Raw genomic sequence first — 12302 nt, 5'->3', positions numbered from 1 at the left:
TCCTCGTCCTGGCCTACGGCGTCCTTAAGTCCGGCCGACCGTTCGATCCCAATCATGGGCTTGCATCGTGATTTCTAAGACGGTATCTACGTTCTTCCCGCCCGACACGAAGCCGTACGCCGGGATGAAAAACGCTCTAAACAGACGGCGGCTTCGATAGGCCAGCGGAAATCGAAACCGCCTCGGATTGATTCATTCGTAGTACAGACTGATCGACCCGATGATATCGTTCTCCTGCGCAACGCCGAAGCGGTTGTATCCGCCCAAGATGCCCGTCACGCCCAGGGACACCGGCAGATTGGGAACCAGGTAACTCAATTGCAGAATCACGTGGCCGAAGGTATTGCTGACGGGCAATTTGCCCGGATAGCAGCCGGTCACGTTCATGGCGCTGTCCGGAGGGCAATCGGTCTTCAAATAGGTGTCCCGCGTCCCGTAAAACTTCCCTTCGCGGCGGAAGCTGAACCAGCCGAGGGTGGCGTTGAAGTTCAGATTCCAGGGCAGAACCCGGCGATAGTTGAGAGTCCAGTAGGTGTCGCCCGCGTTGCCCAGAAGGGAATCGTTCATCAGGGTTTGCGAAAACAGGCTGAAGTCGCCGTACCCGATGCCGACCCTGCTTTCCAGGGTCTCGGCGTGGCGGCTGTTGGTGTAAAGATACCCGGTCAATCCCGCTGTGATCGTGAACTCGCCCAGCGGCAGTTGATAGCCGCCGTAAATATCGTGCTCTATCGATTTCTCGTCGTCGAATACGCTGACGCTCCGGTTCGAGTAGGCCTGGCCCAGGCGCAGGTAGGAATAGTTGATCATGGAGCCGAAGTAGCCCAGATACCATCCGGAAGCGAATTTCAAATCGGCGCCCCATTGCAAGACCGGATCTTCGGATTCCGGCGCGTCGGCGGACGCGTTGCCCAAAGGCTCTCCGTTGAAGTAAGTCGTGGTAAAGCCGCGAACGACGTAACTGGACACCAGATCGACATGGGCACTCAGGTTGTAGAGCGGGGGCGTGCCGGAGGGAAGGTCGCCTGCGACCGCCGACAGCGCCGGCAGCAGTCCGAGAACAGCAAGACACGCCAGGCGCATTTCCGGATAGGGGGAAATCGAATGAAGCATCGGATGTCTTCTTGTTTTTTTGGATCGAGCGGGTCGAGCCGGTCGTCGGTTGCCCGAGATCGCAGGCCGCTCGCCCCGTGGCTCACCGAAGGGTTTCGAGAGCCTATCGGGATCGGTTCTTATCGGATCGTGCCTCCGCCGTTCTCCACCTGCGCGACCTTCTGACGCACGTCCTTCGGCACGAAGGGTTTTTCGATGACCGGACAGCGGGCGGCGTCCAGGAATACCTGCACGTTGGGGCTCAAGCTGTCGCCGGTGACGAAAATGACCTTCCGCGCCAGTTCCGGCCAGCGCCGCTCGATCTCCCGGTACAGCGCCGGGCCGTCCATCTCCGGCATCCGGAGATCGCTCAGAATCGCCGCATACCCGCCGTTATTGCCCAGCAGGCGCAAGGCCTCCCGACCGCTCGCCGCGACGTCGACGCCGTGCCGGTCGCTCGCCAGGATGTCCGCCAGCAAAGCGCTCACCTCCGGTTCGTCGTCGACGATCAGGATGCGTCCGCGTCCGCTCTCCGGCGGCTCCGGCGCCGCCGTGTCGGCTTCGACCGCATCCGCCGCCTGCACCGGCAGCCGCACGGTGAACACCGCCCCGCCCGCGGGCGGACAGGTGGCGCTCAGGCTCCCGCCATGGGCTTCGACGATGCCGAGACTGACCGCCAAGCCCACCCCGGTGCCGCTGCCGACCGGCTTGGTGGTGAAGTAGGGATCGAAGATCCGCGAGCGAATGGCTTCCGGGATGCCGGGACCGTTGTCCGCCACCTCCACCCACAGGGCGTTCGCCGCCGGGTCGTGGCCCGAGCGGATCCACAGGCGGCGGGGCTCGGGCTGGTCGGCCAGGGCCTGCTGCGCGTTGATGAGGAGGTTGATGAACACCTGGTGCAGCTGGTCGGCATCGGCGGCGATCTCCGGCAGGTCCTTCGCCAGGTCGGTGACGACCTCGACGCCGCCTGTGCGCAGGCTATAGCTCAGGATTTCCAGGGAATCCTCGATAACCCGGTTGAGCCGAACCGCCGTGTGCTGCGGCGTGTGCTGGCGGGCCATCGCGAGAAACGTCTTGACGATGCGGGCGCAGCGCTCGGCGGCGGCGCGGATTTTCCCGGCGGCCGCCACCGTGGTTTCGTTTCCTGCCTCTTCCTCCAGCATGATGGCCCGCCCCACCACGATGGAGAGGGGATTGTTGAGTTCATGCGCCACCCCGGCCAGGAGCGAACCCATCGCCGCGAGCTTTTCCCGCTGATAGAGCGTGTCGCGCTGACGGGCGATCTCGGCTTCCGCCTTGACGGCCTCGGTGATGTCGCGGGCATTGACGACTATTCCTTCCACCGAGGGATTGTCGAGCTGATTGGTGCCCGTGGCTTCGAACACCCGCCACTCGCCGTTGGCATGCCGGACCCGGTATTCGAGGCGCTCGATGGGGGCGCCGGGGTTCTCGATCGCGGCCCGATACGCGTGTTCCACTCCCGCGGCGTCCTCCGGGTGCACGATCTCGAAGATGCTCCTGCCGACGTAATGCGCCGGGGGAAGATTCAACACCGCGGCGACCGAGGGGCTCACGTAACGGATGATGCCCTCGGCATCGACCACGCTGATGATGTCGGCGGCATGCTCGATCAGGGCGCGAAAGCGCTCCTTTTCCCGGCGCACCGCGATGTCCCGCTCCGAGACCTTAGCCACCATGTGATTGAACGCATTGGCCAGTTGACCAATTTCGTTGCGCGGATTTTCCCGCCCGCCCAGGTTCGCGACGGGCGCCTGCCCGGAAGCCACGCTGCGGGTGGCAGCGAGCAGCCGGTTCAGGGGCTGGGCGATTTGGCGGCGCAAAATCGCGGTCAAAATCAGGAGCAGAAACGCGAGTGACGAGATGCCGCTCCAGAACACCCATTGCGCCGAGCGAAACGCCTGGGCGCGGACCAAGGCGCCCGGCAGGGTCGAGGCGAAATACCAGCCGGTGCTGGGCAATCGGCTGATCGCGTAGTATTCGTCGATTTCAGGGGCCAAGCCGGAACGCGGCAGCCCCGCGCTCTCCGTCGCCAAGCGCAAGAGCGCGTTCAGCCGCGGGTCCTGGGCGTCGCGAATGTTGAATCCTTCGAAGCTTTCCGAGATCTGGACCATGTATGACGGATCGATGATCAGCCGTCCGTCGCCGCGGAACACGGTATGGGTGGCGCCGGCAATGTCCGACTGGCGAATGCTGGCCTCCAGTTCGTCGAGAATCTCATCGGTGCCGATGTTGGCGATATGCTCGCCGCCCACGTACACGGGGGTTACCCCCGGCACCAGAATCTTCTTATAGGCCGGCTCATAGTAGGTGCCTCCCCAAACCGTTTTGCGCTCGGGATTGTGCGCCGCATCGGCCAGATAAAAATACTCGCGTTGATCCAGCGCATAGTCCGCCGGCGTGTCGTAGGCCCAGCGCACGTGTCCTGAGCGTTCGGGATCGTCGTAGCCCATGTCGGAGGGTTGGCTGGGATGCATGAAGTAGAAGTTGGCGAATTGACTGGTGAAGGTTCCCTTATATTTTTCGGACAGATCGAAAAACAGCATCCAGCGTCGCTTGAACTCCGTATCGGGCTGCACCCGGCGATGGATCCAGCCGGTGGAATAACGTTCCACGTCGGAGAACTTCTCGCTGTTGCGCATCGCGCCGTCCGGATACCGGCTCATCAGCTCATCGAACCGATGTTCGAAATCGGGGGAGGGCGGTGCGGAATAGCGTTCCACGAAATCCCGGCGCACGACCTCGTGCAATCCCTTGAGAAACGCGAAATGGGATTCGTGATAGCGCGCCCGCTGGACGCCGTAGTCGGTCAGCCGCGCCAGAGCGCTCTGCTCGATTTCCCGGTACAGCAAGTGGTATGTGACCGCCGTGGACAGGGCGATGATGGCTGTCACCCCGGCGGCGATCCGGTACAGCGTAGCCCGAGTAAGCGATGTGGAGATGCCCATGATGTCGATTGATGTCGCTGGAGTGCCGGAGTTGAACGGGAATGGCCGGTCGAATCATTCGCCGTCGGGAACGAAACGGTAACCCACGCCTCGAACCGTTTTGATGAAGCGCGGATGCTCCGGATTCGGTTCTATCTTCTTGCGCACCCGCGTCACGCAAATGTCGACGCTGCGGTCGAACGGGTCCCACGACCGCCGCTGGGTCAGATCGAGGATCTGATCGCGCGACAGCACTCTATTGGGATGGGTTGCGAACACCTTCAACAGGTCGAACTCCCCGTTGGTGATCGGCAGTTCCCGGCCGCTCTCGTTCAGCAGGCGATGGCTTTCCAGGTCGAGTTCGCAGCAGCCGAACCGCAAGAGCTGCGCCGGTCTTGCTGCTATGGCCTGATCCGGTTCCGCCGCCGAAGTTATGGTGCGTCGGAGGACGCTTTTGATCCGTGCCAAGAGCTCGCGGGGATCGCACGGTTTGGCGAGGTAGTCGTCGGCCCCGATTTCAAGGCCGACGACTCGATCCGTTACCGAATCGGCAGCAGTGAGCATGATCACCGCCGTCGTCCGGTTTTCCCGAATATGGCGGGCAAGGCTGAGCCCGTCTTCGCCCGGCATCGTGATGTCCAATACCGCGAGATCGATGGCTTCCCTTCGGAGAACTTCGCGCGCCTTCAGGGCCGACTCGGCCTGCCAAACCCGAAACCCGTGCTTGCCGAGATACTCGGCAAGCATCTCGCGAATGCATGGCTCATCGTCCACGACCAAAATATTGGCATTCATATTTTCAACTCCGCTTACCCCCCAGATTCGACGGAGCTCGACCATCGGCTGAACTGTGCCAGCACCGAGCGTTCGCAACAATAAATTATTAATCAGGCCCTAAATACCCTCTCGGTATTTAGGGCCGCAGCCCAGGCCGCGGTACACGCCCGGTCTGGGCTCACGCCGCTTGTCGCCGCGCCGGGGCATCCCGGCCCCGGATTAACCCGGCCTGATTTAGAAGCCGGATTAATAGAGCGTGTCGCATCAAATCCGCTCATGTTAGCTCATAAGCCGACAAGCGATATCAATGATCGATCGGAAAGATACTGGTGTCACTGAAGTTGGTCGGCTAGTGTGAATGCCAAAGGTTAAGCCACCCGTTGGTTCCGGTCAGTTATTTTTTCCCTGCGTAAAAGGAGTGGACCGGTCCTCTCGCCGTTCGAGGCCGAAGCCGTGTCGAGGGTGTCGCGGTTTTCAGCAGAGGGCTTTTCCATACACAGCCGGTATCCGGGCCATCGCTCCACGCGCAGCAGGCGGCGCAGCGGCGTCTTGATCACGGAGACGCACAAGGCGATGGACAGCAGACACCACACGGCGGCATGTTCGTTGGGATGGCGCGTCAGAATGTCGGCCAGCAAAGGACCCACGACGAGATGAAGAGAGACGAATCGCCATGATCCGTAAAGGAAAGGCAGAAAAAAACTCACTGCGAAATAGGAAAAACCGTGCAGGCCGAACTGAAACGGGATGAGGTTATCGGGATAAATCGACATCAGGCCGTTAAGAGGAAGCTGCCAGGCTATGTGCCAGTCGCCGGACAGGGAACACACCTCGGGCCCGCAAAATCCCTCGTATCCTCGGATGCAGGTTCTCGCCCAGGAAAAGGGATACATCTTGAGCAGCATCGCCGCGCTGGCGAGTCCGCACAACGAATAGACCATCCCGCCGATTCGCCGCTTCACCGGGGCAGGAATGAAGTACAGCGCGACCATGTTGACGAAGAAGGGTTGAAACGTGATGTGCAGATAACCCAGCCAGGTCAGCAGCTGGTTCTGCGGGGTATCGCACTGATCGATGTATACGTAGGTCGCGGCCTGCAACAATTCCATGCAGGCAAAATAAGTCAGGGGCAACCACAGTTCCCGTGTTTCCCCTTTGTAGGCCAAGTAGCTTGCCGTCGCAAAACCGCCTGTCGCTAACATGGCCGAAGCTTCGCCGCTCCAACACATGAGGAGATCCCCCCAAACTTGATTCAAAAGCTTGAAAGTGAACACCAAAACGATACGCCAACAGGATTTCGCGCATTCTGTCGACCGGATCATCTATGTTGACGCCGCGGAAAGCGAATGTACGGTTCTTCCCGTTGATGTCAATAGTTTGTGATATTGCGGCGCAGCGCGTCCGTTGATCGGGGGGGGCCGAATGAGTCGACGGGAAGGCCCGACTCTCTGATTGTCGCCAGTGTTGCTGACACTCGGCCAAAACCGTGGTCAGACCATTAAGAGATGTGCTCGCGCGAACCGGATAAGATCGGATTCGGCCGGGGCGGGGACACCGACCCTAGATCCTAATTCCGTTCGGCATTCGAGTGAACATTCATCGTAGGATGGGTAGAGCGAAGCGAAACCCATCGATGGCGGGTTAGCCCCTAGAGCGTTTTCATCGCGCTCGTACGGCAAAACCAGTTTGGCGGACGTCGTTGGCGCCTTCGGCTCGGGTGAATGGATTCAAGCATTCGTAGGTCGGCAATCCTTTCCCAATCGCAAACGGTCGCTTTAGTCGCGACCCTTCCGACGAAGACGCTCGGCCGGGACGTGGCGTCGGGAAGGGGGGCTTCGGCGCTCCCGAAGACGCCGTTTGCGATTGGAAGGGTCATTCGGGCGCTCCCCGGATGACCGTTTGCGATTGGGAAGGATTCCCGACCTACTCGCGAGTGCCCGTACAGTAGATATGAAAATGCTTTAGTCTCCGCTCGGGACAGGCTCCGCCTAACCCACCGATGGAAGGCCGCTCGGCGGGTTACGGCGCACGCGAAGGGCAGTGATCGGCGGTCGGTCAGTGCTGATGTGCGCCTAACCCACCCTACGACAATGAATTCCGGATTGAAGGCGATTTGGAATAACACCAGGGTATAGTTTGAATCAGGAGACGACTCATGAAGGTCTACGAACTGCAAGGCGGCTTCGGCATCGATTCATTGGCTCTTGTCGAGCGGCCGATGCCTCGGCCCGCCGCGGGGCAGGTGCTTCTGAAAATGAGGGCGTGGTCGCTCAACTACCGCGACCTGATGCTGGTCAACGGAAGCTATAACCCGAATCTCCGTTTGCCGATGACGCCGCTCTCGGACGGCGTCGGCGAGGTGGTCGACGTCGGCCCGGGCGTATCGCGCCTAAAGCCGGGGGAGCGGGTCGCGGGCATCTTCATGCCCAAGTGGCTGGACGGCGAATTGACCGAAGAGAAAACCAAGAGCGCGCTGGGCGGCGGTGATACCGGCATGGCGGCGGAGTACGTCGTGCTCGACGCGGAAGGCGTCGTTCCGGTTCCGGACCATCTCACGGACGAAGAGGCCGCAACCTTGCCTTGTGCCGCAGTGACCGCCTGGCATGCGCTGGTCGCCTCGGGCCGGGTCAAGGCGGGGGATACGGTGCTGACGTTGGGCACCGGCGGCGTCTCATTATTCGCGTTGCAGTTCGCGAAGCTGTCCGGAGCGCGAGTGATCGCCACGTCCAGCAGTGACGAAAAACTTGCGCGAGCGCTCGATCTCGGCGCTTTGGAAGGCATCAACTACAAGAACACGCCCGAATGGGGCCATGTCGTGCGCGAACTCACCGACGGCGTTGGCGTCGATCATGTCGTCGAGGTCGGCGGCGCCGGCACCCTCGGCCAATCGCTCCGAGCCGTGCGCATGGGCGGGCGTATCAGCCTGATCGGCGTTCTGTCCGGCGGCGGCCAGGTCGATCCCACGCCCATTCTGATGAAGAACGTGTGCGTGCAAGGCATCTTCGTCGGCAGTCGAGCGATGTTCGAGGCCATGAACGAGGCCATCGCGCAGCACCGGATGCGGCCCGTGGTGGACCGCGTGTTTCGGTTCGGCGAGTTGCCCGATGCCCTTCGCCACATGGAGCGGGGCGCCCACTTCGGCAAGATCGCCTTGGCCGTAAGCTGAATGGAGAAACGACGATGAACATCCTGATGGTATTGACCTCGCACGATAGGCTCGGCACGACGGGCGAGAGAACCGGATTCTGGCTGGAAGAATTCGCCGCGCCGTACTACGTCTTCAGCGATGCCGGCGCAGACATTACTCTGGCTTCGCCCGAGGGCGGGCAGCCGCCGGTGGACCCCAAAAGCTTTCATCCGGATGCGCAAACCGAGTCGATCATGCGCTTCAACCAGGACCCGGCCGCGAAAGTCGCGCTAGCCCACACCGTCAAGCTGTCGCTAGTCTCGGATGCCGATTACGATGCCGTGTTCTATCCCGGCGGCCACGGCCCCATGTGGGATCTCGCCGAAGATTCGGATTCCATCGCATTGATCGAAGCCGTGTACGCGGCCGGCAAACCCGTGGCCGCGGTGTGCCACGGACCGGGCGTGTTCCGCCATGCAAAGACCGCGGACGGATCTCCCCTGGTGAGAGGAAAGTCGGTCACCGGCTTCGCCAATACCGAGGAGGAAGAAATCGGGCTTACCGAGGTGGTTCCGTTCCTGGTGGAAGACATGTTGCGCGAAAATGGCGGCAACTATTCGAAAGCCGAGAACTGGAAATCACATGTGGTGACCGACGGCCATTTGATTACCGGACAGAACCCGGCCTCATCGGAAGGTGCCGCGCGAGCGCTGTTGAGGCAATTCAAAGCGACGACGCACGGCTGAGCGGTGGGGGCGTGATTCGCCCAAGAAAAAGCCCGGAATCGGTTCCGGGCTTTTGTATTCCGCCTTTTAGGCCCACGGCCGCTTTTCAGGGTTTTCTCTCGACAAAGCGGCTTAATGTCTCTTCTCGGCGGCGTCGTTCTCGTGTTCAGCCTTCTCTTCCTCGATCTTCTTCAAAATCTCCCGTATCTCTTCGTCGTCGAGTCCGCTCAGTCCCGCGAGTTCGTTCAGCAGAAAGTCTTCGTAACTATTGGTTGGGTTATCCTTAGGCATAAAAAGTCTCCGAAAGGGTTAGCCCTTCCCCTTTGACTTGCGCCAATTCGAAAAGAGCCCGATCCGGCACGCTTTTTTTGACATTTGTTTTGGCCGAGCGACATACGGCCAAAAGAAGAGGAGAAAGAAGCCGGGGTAGGTCGGCAATCCTTTGCCGACGCCCTGCTAGTCTTCCAAGGGGGCTTCCGGAGTTTTCCCGATCACGATGTCAAAACGTGCTGTCAGTCCCCCGATCCGCGAATCGGCGGCCGGCGTGAAATCGACCAGGACCGATTCGCGAGCCGCCTTGTCCCGGATGCCTTTGAGAACGAAGTCCTGTTCATTCAACGGATGGCCCTTGACGTACAGCTGCGTGGTCAGCATCCGCTGCCCGCCTTTGTTGACGATGACGTGAATGTGCGGCGTGCGCTGGACGCCGGCGGCATAAGGCACGGGTTTGATGGTGCGGAAGTAGTACTCGCCGCCTGGACCGGTCAGGCATCGCCCGAAGCCCTGGAAATTCTCGTCGCGCCGTTCACGATTGGGACTCGCGGTGTGCAAGTAAATGCCCTGATGATCCACCTGCCAGATTTCGACGATGGCATTGGGAACGGGCTCTCCGGCCGGGCCGAGAATCCGTCCCGTGAGATGCGTCACGTCCCCGGCTGCCGGCGTGACGGAGTCGTTCACGATCAGAAGGTCGTTGTCGGTGTCCGGCGGGAGCCGGTTCGGATAAAAAGGACCCTGGGTTTGCCGCGGCGTTCGAGTCGGTTCCGCGGCAAACGCGCCGCCTACGGTAAACATTCCGGCAGTCAAGGCAAGGCATTGCAGCAACAGCCGGCGGGCTAGGCTTGGATGTTCGGCTCTCATGAATCGCCGCCTTAGGAAAGATCGATTGCTTAGGTTTTGGACCGGGTCATCACCCGCGGCGTTCACCGGAAGACTCCGAGTTCAGCGAGATGGGGAAGAGAAACGGATTGCGACGTCTCGTCCTCTCGTTCCCACGCTGCGCCGGCTGGCTGGGGTGCGGAGGAGTCCGAGGGGACCGGAAGAGGGAGCTAGACAGGGCCGGTCCAGTCGAAGGGAATATGCTTGCTCGACTGGCCGGCCCAGTTCCATCTAAAGCCGAAGGCGTCCACTTCGTTATCCGAGGCCCGCGCCCAGGTGGCGATCTGGCCGGGGCCCACCTCCGACCCGGGCGCATTGTGGAGCTGCACCCTAGCGCCAGCGGGCGTGGTCGGACCCGAGAGCGCCTCGGCAAATGCCTTCACCCGCACGGGAATCTCGGCCCGCCAGTAAGCGAGGTCGTCGAGCCGGACGCTTCCGAAGGCACCTTCACGGATGTGGTAAGCCATGATGCCTTCGCAGTGGTTACCCGTCGGCGCCTGGGCGAAGGTACAAGGACAGGGAACGTTGCAGCTACAGGCGTCGAACCAATCACCCTTCATCCACCAGTTTGGAATCTCCGTCATTTCGATACGCCTCCTTTGATCTCGTAGATAGCCCGTCAGCCGGACCGCCCGGCGTTGAGCCACTGCCCGCCGGAGCCTTAGATAAGCGTTTGGACTCTATCCTCTGCGGGCTTGTTCTCTTTCTTCTCAGTGCCGTGATTTCAAGCCTAGTCGGATAGTCAACTTGGCGCTCATAACACCAAAATGCCGCTGGGCTTCCCAAGCCGCCTGTCCTTTCGTCCCCACCGCTGCATGTGGACGCCGGTGAGGCGAGCCAGCCAGCTCCACGGAGCTCGTAGCAACCGGGAATAGACACAATTTGAACAAAAACGATTCCAGATCGTCATTGTCCATAAATGGGCTTCGATATTTCGATATAAGGACATATCTTATGCGCCTCTCATCCTTACGGTCCTCTTCGACTGCTTCGCGCGCGGGAATGGATGGTGTGCGGGAACATTGGAAGGGGGGTTCTCGTACTTGGCATCGGTTGATCCTTCTAGGCGTGGCTGCGATCTTCTTTCCGTTCGTCGCCACTCTGGCGACGGAACTGACGATCGCCTGGATTCTGGTCTTCTCCGGCATCGGGCAGGGCCTCCATGCCTTTCGCCTGCGACACCGGGTCGGCTTTTGGCCGTCACTCTTAAGTGGTCTGCTCACCCTTGCGGTCGGCCAGTTACTGATCTTGTTCCCCATGAGCGGCATCCCGTCGATCACATTCCTGATCGCGATACTCTTTCTGGCCAACGGCGCTTTTCGTATCGCCCAAGCGCTCCGGCTGCGCCCCTTGGAACATTGGGGTTTGCCGCTCGCCGGAGGAGTCCTCTCGATGCTGCTCGGGCTCCTGGTCATTGCCCAATGGCCGGCCGCTGCCATTTGGTTATTGGGCCTTTTAGTGGGCATCGACCTGATGTTTTCCGGCTGGATGTTGCTTTGGCTGTCGCTGACCGATGGCTTACCGCATCGGCTCTGGCCGATGCGGTGCACGGAGCGCCTAGCCTGAACCACCTGATGACAGAGAAACCCCCTTCCTGATAGAGGCCACAAATGACTTTTGATGAGGACACCATTCAAACCATCTGGGAGAAAGGTCGCGTCATGCAGGATCACGACGCCACCCAATGGCGCAAGGACGAATGCGGTGCCTGGATATACCGAGAGCATTACGGCGTCACGGATACCGAATTCGGCTGGAAAATCGAGAAAGTCATGCCCGATGTGTCGGAGCGCGCAGACAGCTTTCGCCCCTTCCATCACCGCAACAGTTACAACATTGCCAATGGCGCGCCGCATTGCCACGTCACTGCCGATCGAATTGAATTGGCACCGATGGAACATATCGATAGGCCGCGCAATAGGGAGCTTTAGATCCGAGGCGCGGGCAGCGCCTGCCTGAGGCGGGGGGCGCCCGAAGTCTGCCCAGAAGCGGACGAAGGGGGCGGAAAAGCCCTGGCTCGGGGGCAGAAAGGCCGGACAGACCGGCGGAAAACCCGATTTCCCGCCCGAAAAAAGCCTTCCGGGGAGGGGTAAGGGGAAAGATCGGGGAGTTTTTCACCATCCTGTTAGGTGCTATCGGTGTTTACAAGCCGCTCACCAAGCGGCATGAGCTGGCCAATGTCTGGTCTCCAAAAGTCAGCGCAGTGGCCGGCATGTACCGGCCATCAGTTATCCACGGCATAACCACTCGCAACCTTCCACCGCCCGTCGTCATGCGTGTCATGGTTAAGCCAATACGATCAATCCAAATCCCGATTCATCACTTAGGTATCTGACTCGGGCCCTTGAGATTCTCAAGCGCCTGTACAGAGGCTTATGACCAAAACGAGGTTTAAAAATCACCGACCACAAATTTGATGAGCGTATCGCCGAAGCCGAAGCCAGGCACGAAGAAGCAATGAAGGCGCGTCAGGAACACGAC

11 protein-coding genes are annotated in these 12302 nt (G+C 60.5%); 4 read left to right on the top strand and 7 right to left on the bottom strand.

Going from position 1 to position 12302, the window contains the following annotated elements; translation table 11 throughout:
* Positions 1 to 192: 192 nt before the first annotated feature.
* The 4 genes from JOD69_RS17760 to JOD69_RS17745 form a co-directional block, all read right to left on the bottom strand.
* Positions 193 to 1110, bottom strand: a complete 918-nt coding sequence (locus tag JOD69_RS17760; protein ID WP_086132739.1) for a TorF family putative porin — start codon at positions 1108 to 1110, stop codon at positions 193 to 195.
* A 119-nt stretch (positions 1111 to 1229) separates the two neighbouring features.
* Positions 1230 to 4055: an ATP-binding protein gene (locus JOD69_RS17755; RefSeq protein ID WP_086132740.1), complete on the bottom strand. Its 2826-nt coding sequence runs from the start codon at positions 4053 to 4055 to the stop codon at positions 1230 to 1232.
* Positions 4056 to 4109: 54 nt separating this feature from the next.
* Positions 4110 to 4829: a response regulator gene (locus JOD69_RS17750; protein ID WP_086132741.1), complete on the bottom strand. Its 720-nt coding sequence runs from the start codon at positions 4827 to 4829 to the stop codon at positions 4110 to 4112.
* A 350-nt stretch (positions 4830 to 5179) separates the two neighbouring features.
* Positions 5180 to 6013 (bottom strand): DUF5765 domain-containing protein, encoded by an 834-nt coding sequence (locus JOD69_RS17745; RefSeq protein WP_347258695.1) that lies wholly within the window; start codon positions 6011 to 6013, stop codon positions 5180 to 5182.
* 953 nt (positions 6014 to 6966) lie between these two features.
* Between JOD69_RS17745 and JOD69_RS17740 the strand changes: the two genes are divergently transcribed.
* Both JOD69_RS17740 and JOD69_RS17735 read left to right on the top strand, forming a co-directional pair.
* Positions 6967 to 7977, top strand: a complete 1011-nt coding sequence (locus JOD69_RS17740) for an NAD(P)-dependent alcohol dehydrogenase (RefSeq protein ID WP_086132742.1) — start codon at positions 6967 to 6969, stop codon at positions 7975 to 7977.
* A 14-nt stretch (positions 7978 to 7991) separates the two neighbouring features.
* Complete coding sequence (locus JOD69_RS17735; protein ID WP_086132743.1) at positions 7992 to 8684, top strand: type 1 glutamine amidotransferase domain-containing protein; 693 nt, start codon at positions 7992 to 7994, stop codon at positions 8682 to 8684.
* Between the two features lie 111 nt (positions 8685 to 8795).
* Here JOD69_RS17735 and JOD69_RS17730 read toward each other — a convergent pair whose 3' ends face one another.
* The 3 genes from JOD69_RS17730 to JOD69_RS17720 form a co-directional block, all read right to left on the bottom strand.
* Positions 8796 to 8954 (bottom strand): hypothetical protein, encoded by a 159-nt coding sequence (locus tag JOD69_RS17730; RefSeq protein WP_168183682.1) that lies wholly within the window; start codon positions 8952 to 8954, stop codon positions 8796 to 8798.
* Between the two features lie 165 nt (positions 8955 to 9119).
* Complete coding sequence (locus JOD69_RS17725) at positions 9120 to 9803, bottom strand: protocatechuate 3,4-dioxygenase (protein ID WP_086132744.1); 684 nt, start codon at positions 9801 to 9803, stop codon at positions 9120 to 9122.
* Between the two features lie 188 nt (positions 9804 to 9991).
* The gene (locus tag JOD69_RS17720; protein WP_086132745.1) at positions 9992 to 10405 is read right to left on the bottom strand and encodes a DUF1326 domain-containing protein; all 414 of its coding nucleotides are present in this window, start codon (positions 10403 to 10405) and stop codon (positions 9992 to 9994) included.
* A gap of 370 nt (positions 10406 to 10775) precedes the next feature.
* Here JOD69_RS17720 and JOD69_RS17715 point away from each other — a divergent pair, with 370 nt between their 5' ends.
* Together JOD69_RS17715 and JOD69_RS17710 are read left to right on the top strand one after the other, a co-directional pair.
* Positions 10776 to 11387 (top strand): HdeD family acid-resistance protein, encoded by a 612-nt coding sequence (locus tag JOD69_RS17715; RefSeq protein ID WP_086132746.1) that lies wholly within the window; start codon positions 10776 to 10778, stop codon positions 11385 to 11387.
* 44 nt (positions 11388 to 11431) lie between these two features.
* On the top strand, positions 11432 to 11752 hold the full coding sequence (locus tag JOD69_RS17710; RefSeq protein ID WP_086132747.1) for a hypothetical protein: 321 nt from the start codon (positions 11432 to 11434) through the stop codon (positions 11750 to 11752).
* Positions 11753 to 12302 lie beyond the last annotated feature (550 nt).

The organism is Methylocaldum sp. RMAD-M (genome assembly GCF_017832375.1).
In the GTDB taxonomy this organism is placed as follows: Bacteria; Pseudomonadota; Gammaproteobacteria; order Methylococcales; family Methylococcaceae; genus Methylocaldum.
The sequence above is the reverse complement of the archived record's forward strand: the minus strand, read 5'-3'. Positions and strand labels throughout refer to the sequence as shown.